This is a genomic window from Paraburkholderia sp. BGA-UO-ETr-F21 (assembly GCF_059567925.1).
Genome location: NZ_JCAQOY010000007.1, coordinates 13,022 through 28,462, shown reverse-complemented (window position 1 = coordinate 28,462; position 15,441 = coordinate 13,022). Strand labels below are relative to the sequence as shown.

The following is a 15,441-nucleotide window of genomic DNA, read 5'->3' as shown; positions in this document are numbered from 1 at the left end:
CGAACACCGCCCATGGACGGCCAGGCCAATTGCTGTCGAAGCGCGTCATACGAACTCCCAGGATGGGTATCGCCGTTGCCGGCGACAGGAATCCAGACAATCAGTAGCAGAGTCTATCCGACTGTGGAGCTATTTCTCGCGGCATCGCCTGGACGGGGGTTTCGGTTTGTTACGGTAAGTCGACGAGACCTAGGTGTGACGGGGCCACTCCTGAAGCGTCGTGCAAAGAGGAATAAGGGGATAGGGCGATACGGCACGCGTGGACGGAAAAGTTACCCACAGAAAATGTTCATATCCTTGTGGACAAGTCCTGGCCAAGCGGGCTAACTGGTTGAGCACAGAGCGATTTCTTCGGCATGACAGGGAATGCGCTTACTCCACCGGCGAGGCGAGCAGCGACACCGGCACGCCATGGCAACTCACCCTGCCGACGATCGCCGCGCCGAGACTCGCACTGGATTTGGCGTGCGCGTCGAACGACGTGATCCCTCTGTCGGCCCGCAGAATGTTGATGGGCCATGACGGCCGGGACAGCCGCTCGTGCGCGAAAGCGCCGACCCACAACGGTGTGGCGGACGTGCCGTTTTCCACGGCGTAACCACTGGGCCAGAAGCGCAGCACGTCGCGTTCGTCGCGCGTGTTGCCCGGACGCATGAAGACCACCGAGGAGGGCACGCCATTGTTCAGCTTCGGCAAGACCGGCAGCGACACGGCCGCCACATTGGGCGAGGCGAGCGAGAGCAGGCTGTGCGCCGACACGTCCGTGCCCTCCACCCAACCGTGGGCGCGCAACTGCCCGCGGATCGAATCGAGGTTCGAGGCCCACTGCAGTGTGAGCGGCTCCATGCTGTCGCCGCCCATATCCGAGCGGTAACACGGCAGACGTTTCCACACGGAGAGCGTCCACTGCGCCTGGGTGACCAGCACGGGCGGCGGACGCAACGCCGTATCCGGCGGCGGCGCGGGCATGGCCACGCCGAGTTGCACGCCCACGCTGACCAGCATGACCAGCAGCACCACCACCGGCATGAAGGTGCGCTCGGGCGGCGTCTCCGGGTGCCGCCACATTGCGGTCAGCGCAACGATCGCCACCCAGATGTAGGCGAGCGCGGCGCCGCCGATCGCATCGGATACCCAATATTTGCCGAAGTACAGTCCCGCGAGCGCGACCACGATCACGACGATCGCGCTCGCGGCCGCCACCATGACGCCTTCGAGCATGCCGACCCGGCGCGCCAGCAGGAACGCGAGGAAGCCGTACACGATAACGGTCGCGGCGACGTGATCGCTCGGAAAGACATACGCGCCGACCATCAGATCATTCGGCGGCGCGCGGTGCATGGCGAACTGCAGCGCGAAGATCAGCAATTGGGAAAACACCACTGCCGCGAGCCAGTAGCCCATGGTGCGCCAGCGCCGTTCCAGCAGCATCCAGATCACGACCGTCACGATCAGCGCCGCAAGCGTGATGCTGCTGCCGAGCGTCGAGAGTCCCGCGAGAACGGTGTCGCTCCAGGGCGTGCGTACCGATTGCAGGAAGTGATAGACCGAGAGGTCTACTTGCGTGAGCGGATCGCCGCTGAGAACGTCTTCCAGCACGCCGAAGAACAGTGCGCCGGACACGATTACGACCAGCGACGTCAGCAGGATGCTGCTGGCGTCCGGTGTCGAGGGGTCGAGCATCTTGCGCGCGAAACGGCCGAACGGCCCGGGGTGCCGGCAAGCCCAGGCGCCCACCTGAAGCCCGGCCGCGTTCGACCATGCATTGGCATGCGAGAGCAGCACACGCGCGGCGCGAAAGCTTAGCCAGACGATACCCACCAGCAACGCGATGATCACCACGAGCCGGAACGACACCGCGCCGGCCAGCAGCACCGAAGCGCCGAAGACCATGCCGGGCAGGATGTGGGCGGGCGCCCAGATTAGCGCCGAGAGCACGTTCATGCCGTAGAAAAGCAGTGGCGGCATGCGCAGCATGCCCGCCACTACCGGCACGATCGCTCGCAACGGGCCGATGAAGCGCGCCAGCACGACGCTCTTCGCGCCATGTTTGCGAAAGAAGCGGTGGCCAGTCTCGAGCACTTCGGGATGTTTGCGGAACGGCCAGAACTGGACGATCCGGTCTTTATAGCGGCTGCCGAGCCAGAAGCTCATGCCGTCGCCGGCGATGGCGCCCGCGATGGCCCACACGAAAACCCAGCCAAGGCTGAGCGACCCGGTGCCCGCCAGCGCCCCGGCGAGAAACATTGCGGTGCTGCCCGGAATGAAGGTGCCGATAACGGCGACAGCCTCAAGAAACGCCGCAAGGAAGATGACCGTGAGTGTCCAGCCCGGGTGGCCGGCCAGCAGATGCAGGAGGTGAACGTAAGCGTGCTCCATCGTGTGCGATCAGCCGTTTCTGGCATAACGATTGATCATAACGCGCACGGCGGCCGTCTTATTCCTTTTTAGAAACCGGCATCCTGTGAAGCAGGCGAGGGTTCGCGAAGCGCGCAGTCAATCGCTCGACCTAGCGCCGCGAACGTGAATGCGTGTGGCGATCCGCATGGCGGTTGCGGTTGGCAGTGGGAGTCGGACGTTCAGATTTCGTCGCTGAATTCGTCGAGGAAACGTTGCAGGCGGGCATGGCGGATGCCGGCCAGCCGCGCACCCGTGGCCGTCTGAAAACCCTCGGACAGTTTGAGCAGCTTGGTATGGAAATGGTCCAGCGTGAAGCGCGTGTCATCCAGTGGGCGCTGTGTTGCGTGTGGATCGGCTGGGTCGTACAAGGCGCGGCCCATCCGCCCGGCAACGTAGAAGCAGCGCGCCACGCCCAGCATGCCGATCGCGTCGAGCCGGTCGGCGTCTTGCAGCGTTTTCGCTTCGAGTGTGGTCGGCGTGACGGCTGCTGAAAAACTGTGTGCTTCGATGGCGTGCGCCGTCGCCTGAACCTGCGCTTGTGGCCAGCCGAGCGACGCCAGCACGCGCGCCGCTTTTTCCGCCGATAGTCGCGAGGCCTGCGCGCGCAGCGGCGAATTCTTTTCGACCGCTACGCAGTCGTGTAGCAGCGTGGCGGCGAACAGGACCTGCGCATCGCCGCCTTCTTCCGCGTGGATCGACGCTGCGTTTTTCCAGACGCGTTGCAGATGCGAGGTGTCGTGCGAGCCGTCGCCGTTGTCGTCGCCCGCGTGCGGCAGGAGGGTTCGGGCCAGTTCCTGGAACGGGGCGAAAGGGGCGAAAGGGTCGAGCGAGGCGGGTGTTATCGAAGGCATCGAAGCGGTCTGCGAAGAAAACCGTCGATTATCGCGTATAGTCCGTCGCGCCCCGATTTTCACTTCTGAACGAAGCGGGCTCGGCGGTCGTCATACTGTTCGAGTGGTCGCCGTGCTGACACCGCGGCCGCGCAATTCGACGATGTAACGGAGTGGCCATGAAGACAGTATGGGGCGGTATCGTAGCGTCGGCGCTTATGATCGGCTGCACCGCGACAGCTTACGCGCAGCTTGTCGCTCGACCGGCCAACGCCGGCGGCTTCGGCTTGAATGGCGTGCAGTCCAACGGGCTCAACAACACGGGCGGCGCGGCGGCGACGGGCCTGGGGGCGGGCGCCGGCACGAGCGGGGCGCCGGCCGTGGGAAGGACAAGCGGCGCGGGGGCAGGCCACGCACTCAGCAACATGCGGGCAAACGGCACGAACCTGAACGAAAGCCCGGACCCGCGTGCGCCGCCTCTCGCCGGAAGGCCATTGCCGCCGAATTAGTCAGCAAGCGGCGCGCGTCCGTCGCGTGATGCCCGCGTATAAAATGCACGCCTCTGCAACCGGATCCGATTCAAATCAGAGGGAGGTTGGCATGGCGTACGGCGAGCACAAATACAAGGTGTCGGTGCAGTGGACCGGCAATCGCGGAAGCGGCACGTCGGGCTACCGTGACTACGGGCGCGATCATGTGATTGCCGCGGGCGACAAACCCGAGCTTCCCGGGTCGTCGGACGCGGCCTTTCTCGGCGACGCCAAACGTTGGAATCCGGAGGATCTGCTGGTCGCTTCGGCGAGCGCCTGCCATCAACTCTGGTATCTGCATCTATGCGCGGACGCCGGCATCACTGTCACCGCGTATCGCGACCATGCCGAAGGCACCATGCTCGACGATCCGAAGCAGGGCCGTTTTTCACAAATCGTTCTGCGCCCGCACGTCGTGATTCGGGCGGGCGGCGATACCGAACTCGCCGCGCACTTGCATCACGTCGCGCACGAGAAGTGCTATATCGCGAACTCGGTCAATTTTCCGATTTTCTGCGAGCCGGTCATCGAAATCGAAGGGCATTGAGAGCGTCTTGCCCGGCTGCGCTTTGAAGCAGTCGTGCCCGGCCGCTCTTTCAGAGGCGGCATGCCTTGGCGGCTTCTCAACGATTGCCGTCGAGCAGATCGCCAAGCAGTTCGTCGAACGCGGCTTGCGCGTCTTCGAGTTCCTGCAGCGCCGCGTCGAATGTTTGCAGCGCGAACTGCGAAGGCGTGCCGCTGCCGGCGGGCGGGAATTGCGATTGCAGCGACGCAAAGGCCGACTGCACCCGCTGCGTGGCGGTCAATACGCGCGTCATCGCGGCGGTTTCTTCGGCTCGTGCCTGTTCGTGATCCATGAGAACTCCAGATTCGTCGGGTCGGCTCGCGCCGTTTCAAAGGCGTGACTATGCCACGTTCGCGTTCAGGATAGCGGCAAGCCGCCATTGGCTTTTACCTCTCGTAACGACAGCGCCGATTCCACCGATGTCACGCCTGGCAGGCTGCGCATCTCGTCGCGCATGAAGGTGCCGTAGTCGTCGAGGTCGCGCGCCACCACCTGCAGGATGTAATCGGCGCTGCCCGACACGTTGTGACACGCCAGAATCCGTGGGATGGCCTGCACCTCGCGCTCGAAGCGCGTCGCCACCGCGCGATCGTGCACGGCAAAACGGACATAGACGAAGGCCACCACGCCAAAGCCGAGCGCGGAGCGCGACAACATGGCGCGGTATTGGTCGATATACCCGTCGTTTTCGAGGCGCTTGAGACGGCGCGCGCACGGCGTTTCGCTCAGGCCGACCGTTTCGGCCAGCCGCGCGTTCGACATGCGCCCGTCTTTCTGCAGCGCGGCGAGGATTGCGCGATCTGTTTTGTCGAGGTCGGTTGTCATGGCTCGGCGATGTCAATGGCGGTTTGGAGGAAAACATAAGCCCAAGCCGTAATGTTAGCGCATTCCTCCAAATCCAAAGATACTGGGCCAGTAATTCGCCAACAAACCCTCCGCCGGCAATTGCAAGATAGAGCCCTGAAAAACAGGAGCCTCTGATGATTTCCGCACACCTGCTGGCCGTCTTTATCGCCGCGCTTTTCGTCGTGTATGCCGTGCCGGGGCCGGACATGGCGCTGGTGCTGCAAACCAGTATCGGACGCGGTGCGCGCAGCGGTTTTGCGGCTGCTGGCGGACTGGGTCTCGCGCGCGCCACGCACGTAACGCTGTCGGCGTGCGGCGTGGCCGCGCTGTTGCGCAACGCGCCGTGGTTATACGACGTGGTGCGCTATGGCGGCGCGGTTTATCTCGCGTGGGTGGGCATCCAGATTTTTCGTTCGCCGGTGTTCGCGCTGCCTGACGGCGGCACGGCGAACGCCGCGGCGGGCGCTGCCGCAAACGGCGAGTCGCGCCCGCTGCGGGCTGCTTTCGTCAAAGGTCTGCTGACCAACTTGCTGAATCCGAAAGCGCTGTTGTTCTGTTCGGTGCTGCTGCCGCAGTTCGTGCGCCCGGAAGCGGGGCCGGTGGCTTTGCAGATGGTCGAGCTAGGCTTGGTATTGCTCGCCATAGGCGCGTGTTTCGACGTGATGTACGCGATCGGCGCTGCGCGGATCGCCAATTGGATGCGCGCTCATCCGCTGGCGCAAACGCTGCAGCGCTGGACCTTCTCGGCGGCGTTGATCGGCTTTGCGCTGCGGCTTTCGCTGGACTGACGCGGCGCGAAGGCACGACGAGAAGCGCCGCGCTACGCATGGCGTTGGCGGATCGCTTACTTGTTCAGCTTATGCTCGCGCCGCGAACGGTCCTCGATGATTTTCCTGCGATGCTTGTCTTTCATCTTCTTCCAGCTTTTGCATTCGTCGCGAGTGCGCAAACAGCCAATGCAGAAACCGGTTTTGCCGTCGAATTTGCAGATGTCGATGCAGGGTGAAGTAATGCTCATGGCGAAGGGCAATTAAGGAAAGGACTCGAAGACTCTCGCACGCGCCGTGCCCGCGCGCCAAGTGATTGTGTTAATAAAGCCGATAGAGCGCCATACCTCATTCGTCGCATGACAATCACCTGCTTACTCATCGTTAATGAAGACTTTTCTGCTTTATGCCGTGACCGCCGTTGCTGAAATTGTCGGCTGCTATTTGCCGTGGCGCTGGCTGAAAGAGGGCGGTTCGATCTGGCTGCTCGTGCCGGGCGCGCTCAGCCTCGCGTTGTTCGCCTGGCTGTTGACCCTGCACGGTACCGCCGCAGGCCGCGTTTATGCGGCTTACGGCGGTGTGTACGTGGCGGTGGCGATTGCCTGGCTGTGGGGCGTGGACAAGGTGCGGCCCACGCTGTGGGACGCGGCCGGCGTCGCCTTTACGCTGGCCGGCATGGCGATCATCGCGTTCCAGCCACGCGTTTGAGCTGACACCGGGGGCGCGGCCCGCACGTGTTTGCCGCGTTCTTCAAACGTCTCTCACCAACACTCATTCCGCGATTGCACAGACCCGGAAACCGTGCGGAACGCGCGCCTTACTTGATGCCGCCGAGATAGTCGAGCTTGCCGAGGTCGACGCCGTTGTGACGCAGAATGTCGTACGCCGTCGTGACGTGGAAATAGAAGTTCGGCAGCACGAAACCGAGCAGATACGACAGGCCCGTGAACTCGATCGGGCCCGTGCGCATTTTCAACGTGATCTCGCGCGTTTCCGAACCGTCGATCTGTTCCGGCTTGAATTCCTGCAGATAATCGATCGTCTTTTGAAGGCGGGCAGTCAGTTCATCAAAAGTCTGTTCGACGTCGTCGAACTTCGGCGCCTCGACGCCGGCCAGACGCGCGGCGCAGCCCTTCGCGGTGTCGCTCGCGATATAGACCTGGCGCGTGAGCGGCAGCATGTCGGGTGCGAGCCGGGCGGTCGTGAACACCGTAGGCTCGATCTGCTTTTCGGCAGCGTGCGCTTCTGCTTTGCCCAGAATGACCTGCAGGTTTGTCAGGCCGCGGATCAACACGGGCAGTGATGCTTGATACATCGAAATTGACATGGGGCTTCCTCTGATTCTTTGATCGTGCGCGCGGCTGGCGCGCGAGGCAACGTAACGGCTGGATTGCCGCTGCAGCATCATAGCGCGAGCGGTGGCGTATGCGTGTCGGTGCGGCGCGGCGCTGGCCATCCGGACAACTGCCGCGCACGCCGGAACTGTGTTTGAATGGATTGGTCGGACGGTTTGACGAGGTCCCTGAAACAGTAACTTGCCGCCGGCTTCGGGCAACGAGGTCGTGCAGGCGTGTGACGTGCTCGGTCCACTGTGTGGATCGCGCCGTCACGCTAACTGGAGAGTCGACACCATGGTCAACAAGCACCCGCTGCCAGGCAGTGAACGAACAGTGGAACAGGGTTCGAAAGTCGTGGGGCAATGCGATCCGGCGCAGCGGATCGAGGTGTTCGTCATGTTGCGCCGACAGCAGCAGGCGCAGTTCGACGCGCTGATGAGCAAGATCGAATCGGGCGATCCGGGCGTCAAGCCGCTCTCGCGCGAGGCGCTTGCCGCAGACTACGGCGCTGCGCCGGACGACATCGCCAAGGTCAAGGCCTTCGCCGCGGAACACGGGCTGACCGTGGTGCGCGAAGATCCGGCTGCGCGCTCGGTCGTGCTGGGCGGCACGATTGCCCAGTTCCAGGATGCGTTTTCCGTCAAGCTGGAACATTACGAACATCACACGGCCGGGCAGTTCCGTGGGCGCACCGGCCCGATCAGCGTGCCAGACGATCTGCGCGGCGTGGTGGAAGCCGTGATGGGCCTCGACAATCGTCCGCAGGCGCGGCCGCACTTTCGCATCCGGCCGCCGTTCCAGCCGGCCCGGGCCCATCAGGCTTCCTTTACGCCGCCGCAACTCGCGTCGCTCTACCATTTTCCGCAAGGCGATGGCGGCGGCCAGTGCGTGGGTATCATCGAACTGGGCGGCGGCTACAACACGGCCGATCTCAAGTCCTACTTCGCGAGCCTCGGCGTCGCGTCGCCCACGGTGAAATCGGTCGGCGTCGATCAGGGCAGCAATCAGCCGAGCGGCGATCCGAACGGACCGGACGGCGAGGTGACGCTCGATATCGAGATCGTCGGCGCGATCGCGCCCGGCGCGAAGATCGCGGTGTATTTCACGCAGAACAGCGACTCCGGTTTCATCGACGCGGTGAGCCGCGCGGTACACGACACGACCAACAAGCCGTCGGTCATTTCGATCAGTTGGGGCGGCCCGGAGTCGAACTGGACCAGCCAGTCGATGCAGGCCTTCAACAGCGTGCTGCAGTCGGCCGCGGCCCTCGGTGTCACGGTATGCGCGGCGTCGGGCGACAGCGGTTCGAGCGACGGCGTGAGTGGCGGCGACCAGGTCGACTTCCCGGCTTCGAGCCCATATGTACTGGCCTGCGGCGGCACGAACCTGACGGCGTCGGGCACTTCGATCTCGCACGAGGTAGTGTGGAACGACGGCGCGCAGGGCGGCGCGACCGGCGGCGGCGTGAGCCATGCCTTTGCGGCGCCGACGTGGCAAAAGGGCTTGTCCGCCACGTCGTCGAGCGGCGGCAAGAAGGCGCTCAGCGGGCGCGGCGTGCCGGACGTGGCAGGCGACGCCTCTCCTGTGACCGGCTACAGCGTATTGATCGACGGTACGCAGACGGTGGTCGGCGGCACCAGTGCGGTCGCACCGCTGTGGGCCGCGCTGATCGCGCGTATCAATGCGGCCAAAGGACAGCCGGCCGGGTTCATCAATCCCAAGCTGTACAAGACGCCGGGCGTGTGTAACGACATCACGCAAGGCAACAACGGCAGCTTCGCGGCAGCCACGGGCTGGGACGCCTGCACGGGGCTCGGCAGTCCCAATGGTCAGAAGGTGGCGGCCGCACTATAGTCTGCAACACACGCCCCGAAGCAGGTCTGCTTTGGGGGCGACGTACAAGACGTGAACGAACCCATGGAGCGATCATGACGAACACAGAGTCAGCTTCCGTTAGTCCGCAGTCGTCGCACAATGCTCATGCTTCGGCTGCACCGGCTGCACCGGCTGCACCGGCTGCACCGGCTGCACCGGCTGCACCGGCCGCGGCACCGGCAGCGGCCAGCTCGCCGCACAAAGCCGGCGATCAGCCGTTCTTCGATCCGGTCGCATACGGTAACGGGCCGGACGATTCCGTCACCGATATCGCGGAGACCGCTGCGATCACGCATCATTCGGTCACCATCGGCGGGCGCAAGATCAACTACACGGCGACGGCGGGACACCTCGTGATCGTCGACCCGAGCAGTTCGCAGCCGGAAGCCCGGATGTTCTACGTGGCGTTCACGCAGGACAAGCAGAAAGAAGAAGCGCGGCCGCTCACGTTTTTCTATAACGGCGGGCCGGGATCGTCGTCGGTGTTCGTGCTGCTGGGCTCGTTCGCGCCGCGTCGCATCAAGACGTCGATGCCGAGCTTTACGCCGCCCGCGCCCTATTCGATGGAAGACAACCCGGACAGTCTGCTGGACAAAAGCGACCTCGTCTTCATCAATCCGGTCGGCACGGGCTACTCGGCGGCGATCGCCCCGAAGAAGAATCGCGACTTCTGGGGCGTCGATCAGGATGCCGACTCGATCAAGCAATTCATCAAGCGCTTTCTGACCAAGAACAACCGTTGGAACTCGCCCAAGTACCTGTTTGGCGAGTCGTACGGCACGGCGCGTAGTTGCGTGCTCGCTTACCGTTTACACGAAGACGGCGTCGATCTGAACGGCATTACGCTGCAATCGTCGATTCTCGATTACACGCAATCCGGCAACCCTGTCGGCACGCTGCCCACGGCGGCAGCGGACGCGTGGTATCACAAGAAGCTCGGCATCGCGCCGCGGCCAACCGATCTCGGCACGTTCGCCGAAGAAGTCGCGCAATTCGCGCGCACCGACTATCTGGCCGCGCTGCGTAAATTTCCGACCACCGATTCGGCAACGGTCGAAAAACTCAGCGAATACACCGGGATCGATAAAACAACCTTGCTTGCCTGGAGTCTGGATATCGCGTCGTACGACAGCCGGGGTAATTCGCTATTCCTGACTACGCTGCTGAAATCCAAAGGTCTCGCGCTCGGCGAATACGACGGCCGCGTAACGGCGATCGGCACGGGCATTGCCGGCAAGATCGACCCGAACTCCGGCGGCAACGATCCGACCATGACGGCAGTCACCGGCGTCTATACGACGATGTGGAATGTGTATCTGAACGAGCAGTTGAAATACACATCGAATTCGTCATTCACCGACCTGAACGATCAGGCTTTCCAGTACTGGGACTTCAGTCACATCGATCCGACAGGCGCGCAGAAGGGGGTGGACGCGAAGGGCAACATCATTCTGTACACCGCCGGCGACCTTGCCGCCGTCATGGCGCTCAATCCCGATCTGAAGGTGCTGTCGGCCAACGGCTTCTTCGATTACGTGACGCCGTTTTATCAAACCGTGCTCGATCTGCAGCAGATGCCGCTGCTCAGTCAGCAGGTCCGGCAGAATTTGTCGGCGCGCTTTTATCCGTCGGGGCATATGGTCTATCTCGACGGCGGATCGCGCACCGCGCTCAAGGCGGACCTCGCGAAGATGTACGAAACCACCGTGTCCGACACGCAGGCCATGTTCCGTATTCGTGCGCTGCAGGCGCGTGTGCCGAGGTAGCGTCACATTGACACGGAGCGTGGCGGACGCCTCTCGTGTGGAACGCGCGGTATTGCGCGTGATTCGCGAGCGGCGTCCGTAAGCGGGAAGGGGGATTGGCGGCGCGCGAGGGGCGCCGCCGCCGGTTGCTGCCGTCTATGAAACCCGCAGATTGCGATCTATGCACGCAGCGCGCATACGTAGGCTTTCTTACATAAGCATTTTGAGTGTGTTTTAATTAGTCTGCGAATTGAACTATTGCGTGCCGCTCCCGGCGCGCCGACGAATGAACGCAGGCATTGCAGACAGGCGTCGCACTCAACACCTCAGCGACCCGACCGGTAGTACGTATGAAACGGCCGCGGCGGCGCTCGCACGCCGATGCCGCGCTGCGCGTCCTTCGCGCGGCGCGCGCATCGTGCTCGCACTCGGCTCGGCGGCGCTACTCGCTGTGTGCATGGGCGAAGCCCGCGCACAGGGCACTGGTATGCTCGACGAACGTGTTACGCAGCAGTCGGTGGGCGAGACGATTTGCCGCCCTGGCTATGCTGACACGGTCGCGCCGCCGTTCGACGAACTGATGGCGCACAAAGACCGCATGCTCGCCGCGCGCGGCATCGACGCGGACAATGGCGCTGCCTTCGCGCTCGATCGGCGCGTGCCGATCGTGCTCGGCGGCTCGCCGGACGCTCCCGCCAATCTCGATCTGTTACCGTGGGCGGGCCACCAGGGCGAGCGCCGCAAGGCGCGCGCCGCGGTCATGCTCAAGCGCTGCGTCTGCGAAGGCAAAATGAGTCTCGCCGAAGCGCAGGCCGCGATTGTCGGCAACTGGTCGGTCGTTTATTCGGGCTTCGGCCAGACGTCTTGCGACGTGAGCCGGCTCGACGTCGCCACGGGCGGCGATATTGGCCGCGGCGCCGGGCACGACAACCCGCCATGAGGGCGGCCGATTCGCCTGCGTCGCCAGTTTCGTTCATTCGCCCGGCTTGCGGTTCGCAAGCCCGCCCCCATCTTGTTTTCGGAGAATCATCATGATCCATTCACGTGTTGCCGTCATGGCGCTTTCGTTTGGCTGCCTGTTCGGTAGCAGCGCGGTGTTCGCCGCTGAGCCTGTTCGTTGCGGTCAAGCCGGGGCGCTGCAGATTCGCGGCGATGTGCCGGCGGCGATCAGCTTCGACGTGTACCGCCAGTTGCGGCCGTTGAGCGCGCAACGTGTTGCGCTGTTCCAGTCCGCGGGCGAGGTGAAGCGCCTGCCCGACGGTCTCGCGGTATGCGAAGTTGCCGACGACGGTGTCGACGATCCGTCCGCGGTGCTGGTGCAGTTGCCGCAGGGCAAGAACACGTGGTGGGTCAGCGCGGCCAACGTGCAAGCGGCGGACTGATCGCGACGATCAGCCCGCCTTTTGCGCACGTCCCCCGCAGGATGCCGTGGCGATGCGTGGCCGCGGTCCGGTTTTCGCGCCCACGCATTGCGTTCGACGCGTTTGCCGGGTCTGTACCGGAAAATGAAGCGCTGTTTTGCTATTTTTGACACCGCTTATTCAGGTACAGTGCATTAACGGAGATTTGAGTTCCGTTTTTACTACGCTGTGTCACATCGCTTTTGCTGTGATTTATGGCTATCCTGAACACAGGACGAAATTCGCAGGGGAGAATTAAATGCTTGCCTTCTATTTGTCATTGGCTGCCTTGGGCGCTGCCGGCGCCGCATTGATCCGCCAACTTGCTGCCGCGCAGGCGAAACAGCGTGCTGCATTGCGCCCCGTGCGTGTTGAGGGCACAGGGCGCAACGCGCGCCGAGGGTAGGCTGCATGAACCTGATCGTTCGCAACATCGCCCAGTCGTGTAGCGAGCAGGAAGTGCGGGAATTCCTCAAGCACGAACTCGGGCATTACGCGAAAAACATCGAAGTGGTCGACGCCGGCAAGCCGGGCGCCTACGCCACGGTCGAACTTGACGCCGAAGTGCCCTATGTGGGCGAGGTCATCGCACGGCAGATTCAGGGCAAGCAGTTAGGTGGTCTGGCGCTGGAGGCCAGCGCCGATCTGTTCACCGACGAACCGCCGAAAGCTGAGTGAGCTGACGCGATCGAGCGAGCCTGAATCTGGCGAGCAAGACGACCGCGCTTCGGCTGACGCATAGCCGACATGACAACGCCGCTGCATTGCGCGCGTCAGCTGCACACCCATCACTTTTTCAATCTTCGCTTGCCTGTACCGGCCAGTCGAACGGCGTGTACGGCAACGCCCGCTTATGACGCGTGGCGTCGTAATAGCGCAGGATGGTCGCGCGCGCCGTGTCGCTCACCGGTTTGCCTTCCAGAAAATCGTCGATCGCATCGTACGGGATGCCATAGGCATCTTCATCGGGTCGTTGCGGACGCAACATCTCGAGGTCGGCGGTCGGCACCTTGTGCGCCAATTCTTCCGGCGCGCCTAGCGCCTTCGCGACCGCGCGCACACGACGCTTGTTGAGCCCCGCGAGCGGCAGCACGTCGGCGCCACCGTCGCCGAACTTGGTGAAGAAGCCCATGACCGACTCGGCCGCGTGATCCGTGCCGATCACCACACCGGCCCGCGCACCGGCCACCGCGTATTGCGCAATCATGCGTTGCCGCGCCTTGATGTTGCCATGCACGAAGTCCTGTTGCGATCCGTCCTTGAATAGCACGCCGCTCTTGTCTAGCGCGGCAAGCATCGAGTCGGCTGCGGGCTTGATGTCGATGGCGAGATTTTCGTCAGCGCGAATGAAGCGCAATGCCTGTTGGGCGTCGGCTTCGTCTTTCTGTTCGCCGTAAGGTAGACGTATTGCGACGAAGTGTGCGTCGTACTCCTCGGCGCGCAATCGTTCGACCGCGAGTTGCGCAAGCCGGCCGGCCGTTGTCGAGTCCACGCCGCCACTGATTCCGAGCACGTATGTTTTCAGGCCGCTGCTGCGCAGATAATTCGCGAGAAAAGCGACCCGCCGCTCGATTTCTGATTCGGCGTCGAAGCCGGCGCTAATGTGCATTTCTTGAGAAATGTCCGCCTGGCGTGCGACTGGATCGTGTTGCGTCATGATTCCTTTTGCTCCTTGCGCGCTCGCGCATGTTAGGCACGTTTAACGTTGCGCGCGCAACGGCCGAAAAAGGCACAGCCGCGCGCCGGTAAGACGGCAGTTTTTTGGTTGATACGCTGCGCCGCATCCGTTTTTCAGAGTTTATTCGCCGTCGATTAGCTTTAAATCAACTTCGCGTCGCTTTCAATTTGTCGCGCGGGACAGCAAATGTGTCCGGGTATTACAGCTATATATCCGAATCGTCGAAACTTCATCGACAGATTGCTATGTGCTTAGTAACATCCTCGGTCTGAGAGCGCCGCGTAAGCCGGCGGGCAGTCAATAATAATCAGGTTTGCTCCAATAAGCGATGAACTACTCCAATCGGCCTGGCCAGCCTGTAGTGGACCGCCTGACCTTCGCGTCGGTAGATCGTCCGCGCGACGCGTCGCGTCATTTGTATCGACTCACCGTGCGGAGCGTCACGCGCAAATTGCCTTCTTTTCTCCGTCTAACGCAAGCGCTGGGCGCCGCGCTTTGCGGGTTGTCCTGCGGCACGGCGATCGCCGCCTCGGCACACGCTGCAGCGTCGGCGGCGCACGTGGCGAATCGTCCGCAGGCGAGCGTCAGCGCGTCCGCTGTCGCCGCGCCCGATGCCGCCGGCGTGGTCGATCCGCGCCGCGCATTCATCCTGCGGGACGTGTTCGCGCAGAGCGTCACACGTAAGCTGGTGGTGCCGGCGGCGGAACAGCGCGCCTATGCGGATCGCTTGCAAGCAGTGCTCGACGCGCACATGCTGGGCGATTTATCGGGCGAGTATGTCGTGCTGGTCGATCGAAACGCCAATGTTCAGGCGCTCTTCATCTATTTTCGCGCCGCGCCGGCGGATGTCTGGCAGATGATCGGCGCGTCGCCGGTTTCGACCGGGCGGCCGGGCGAGTATGACCACTTCGTCACACCGCTCGGCGTGTTCGAACATACGCCCGCCAACATGGATTTCCGCTCGGAAGGCACGCAGAACGAAAACCATATTCGTGGTTACGGCAAACGTGACATGCGGATCTTCGACCTTGGCTGGGCAGAGGGCGAGCGCGGCTGGGGAAAAGGCGGGATGTCGCAGATGCGCTTCCAGATGCATGCCACCGACCCTGACCGACTCGAACCGCTGCTCGGCATTCGTCATTCGAAAGGTTGCGTGAGGATTCCCGCGTCGCTCAATACGTTTCTCGATCACTACGGCATTCTCGACGCCGAGTATGCGGCGCTCGTCGAGTCGGGTAGATCGCTGTGGGTGTTGAAGAGCGATCGTCAGGTGACGCCGTGGGCAGGGCGCTACATCGTCGTGGTGGATTCGGAACGCAAGAGCCGCCCGGCATGGGCGCCCGCGCCTGGCGGCAAGGCGCGCGCCAATGTGCCGGCCGGGGCGGACACGGCGGATTGATGCGCGGTCGCGGCGCTGAATGTGGGCGTGCCAGTCCGTTTGGTGCGGGCGCGTCACCTTGTTCAGCGA

General features: G+C 63.1%; 17 protein-coding genes. 10 read left to right on the top strand and 7 right to left on the bottom strand.

The annotated features are described in order from the left end of the window. Nucleotides 1-372: 372 nt before the first annotated feature. Nucleotides 373-2,379 carry a bifunctional DedA family/phosphatase PAP2 family protein gene (locus AC57B1_RS05055; protein WP_496416842.1) on the bottom strand — a complete coding sequence of 669 codons (2,007 nt, stop codon included), beginning with the start codon at nt 2,377-2,379 and terminating at the stop codon, nt 373-375. 200 nt (nt 2,380-2,579) lie between these two features. After that, a complete protein-coding gene (locus AC57B1_RS05050) occupies nt 2,580-3,251 on the bottom strand; it encodes an HD domain-containing protein (RefSeq protein WP_496416841.1) in 672 nt (223 codons plus the stop codon). A 158-nt stretch (nt 3,252-3,409) separates the two neighbouring features. On the opposite strand from AC57B1_RS05050, the gene AC57B1_RS05045 reads away from it, so the two are divergent. Both AC57B1_RS05045 and AC57B1_RS05040 read left to right on the top strand, forming a co-directional pair. Beyond that, entirely contained in the window at nt 3,410-3,739 is a 330-nt protein-coding gene (locus AC57B1_RS05045) for a hypothetical protein (protein WP_496416840.1), read from the top strand. Between the two features lie 91 nt (nt 3,740-3,830). Next, the gene (locus AC57B1_RS05040) at nt 3,831-4,307 is read left to right on the top strand and encodes an OsmC family protein (RefSeq protein WP_408348395.1); all 477 of its coding nucleotides are present in this window, start codon (nt 3,831-3,833) and stop codon (nt 4,305-4,307) included. 76 nt (nt 4,308-4,383) lie between these two features. Here the strand turns inward: AC57B1_RS05040 and AC57B1_RS05035 are convergent, their stop codons facing one another. Further along, the gene (locus tag AC57B1_RS05035; protein ID WP_091802324.1) at nt 4,384-4,617 is read right to left on the bottom strand and encodes a hypothetical protein; all 234 of its coding nucleotides are present in this window, start codon (nt 4,615-4,617) and stop codon (nt 4,384-4,386) included. A 65-nt stretch (nt 4,618-4,682) separates the two neighbouring features. Further along, a complete protein-coding gene (locus AC57B1_RS05030) occupies nt 4,683-5,150 on the bottom strand; it encodes an Lrp/AsnC family transcriptional regulator (protein WP_012426651.1) in 468 nt (155 codons plus the stop codon). Between the two features lie 155 nt (nt 5,151-5,305). On the opposite strand from AC57B1_RS05030, the gene AC57B1_RS05025 reads away from it, so the two are divergent. Next, nucleotides 5,306-5,959: a LysE family translocator gene (locus AC57B1_RS05025; RefSeq protein WP_496416839.1), complete on the top strand. Its 654-nt coding sequence runs from the start codon at nt 5,306-5,308 to the stop codon at nt 5,957-5,959. 56 nt (nt 5,960-6,015) lie between these two features. Here AC57B1_RS05025 and AC57B1_RS05020 read toward each other — a convergent pair whose 3' ends face one another. Further along, complete coding sequence (locus AC57B1_RS05020) at nt 6,016-6,189, bottom strand: DUF1289 domain-containing protein (RefSeq protein ID WP_496416838.1); 174 nt, start codon at nt 6,187-6,189, stop codon at nt 6,016-6,018. 136 nt (nt 6,190-6,325) lie between these two features. Between AC57B1_RS05020 and AC57B1_RS05015 the strand changes: the two genes are divergently transcribed. Next, entirely contained in the window at nt 6,326-6,646 is a 321-nt protein-coding gene (locus AC57B1_RS05015; protein ID WP_408348401.1) for a YnfA family protein, read from the top strand. Between the two features lie 109 nt (nt 6,647-6,755). Here AC57B1_RS05015 and AC57B1_RS05010 read toward each other — a convergent pair whose 3' ends face one another. Continuing rightward, complete coding sequence (locus AC57B1_RS05010) at nt 6,756-7,265, bottom strand: DUF1993 domain-containing protein (RefSeq protein WP_408348404.1); 510 nt, start codon at nt 7,263-7,265, stop codon at nt 6,756-6,758. Between the two features lie 304 nt (nt 7,266-7,569). Between AC57B1_RS05010 and AC57B1_RS05005 the strand changes: the two genes are divergently transcribed. The 5 genes from AC57B1_RS05005 to AC57B1_RS04985 all read left to right on the top strand — a co-directional run bounded on the left by AC57B1_RS05005 (nt 7,570) and on the right by AC57B1_RS04985 (nt 12,973). Continuing rightward, on the top strand, nt 7,570-9,129 hold the full coding sequence (locus AC57B1_RS05005) for a S53 family peptidase (protein WP_496416837.1): 1,560 nt from the start codon (nt 7,570-7,572) through the stop codon (nt 9,127-9,129). A 74-nt stretch (nt 9,130-9,203) separates the two neighbouring features. Next, on the top strand, nt 9,204-10,916 hold the full coding sequence (locus AC57B1_RS05000) for a S10 family peptidase (RefSeq protein ID WP_496416836.1): 1,713 nt from the start codon (nt 9,204-9,206) through the stop codon (nt 10,914-10,916). Nucleotides 10,917-11,181: 265 nt separating this feature from the next. Further along, a complete protein-coding gene (locus AC57B1_RS04995; protein ID WP_408348413.1) occupies nt 11,182-11,835 on the top strand; it encodes a hypothetical protein in 654 nt (217 codons plus the stop codon). 91 nt (nt 11,836-11,926) lie between these two features. Next, nucleotides 11,927-12,277 (top strand): hypothetical protein, encoded by a 351-nt coding sequence (locus AC57B1_RS04990; protein WP_091802299.1) that lies wholly within the window; start codon nt 11,927-11,929, stop codon nt 12,275-12,277. 429 nt (nt 12,278-12,706) lie between these two features. Continuing rightward, nucleotides 12,707-12,973, top strand: coding sequence for a hypothetical protein (locus AC57B1_RS04985; protein ID WP_091802295.1), 267 nt, complete (start codon nt 12,707-12,709; stop codon nt 12,971-12,973). Nucleotides 12,974-13,091: 118 nt separating this feature from the next. Here AC57B1_RS04985 and nadE read toward each other — a convergent pair whose 3' ends face one another. Further along, a complete protein-coding gene (gene nadE, locus AC57B1_RS04980) occupies nt 13,092-13,952 on the bottom strand; it encodes an NAD(+) synthase (RefSeq protein ID WP_496416835.1) in 861 nt (286 codons plus the stop codon). 349 nt (nt 13,953-14,301) lie between these two features. Between nadE and AC57B1_RS04975 the strand changes: the two genes are divergently transcribed. Beyond that, nucleotides 14,302-15,372 (top strand): L,D-transpeptidase, encoded by a 1,071-nt coding sequence (locus tag AC57B1_RS04975; RefSeq protein ID WP_496416834.1) that lies wholly within the window; start codon nt 14,302-14,304, stop codon nt 15,370-15,372. The last annotated feature ends 69 nt before the right edge of the window (nt 15,373-15,441 follow it).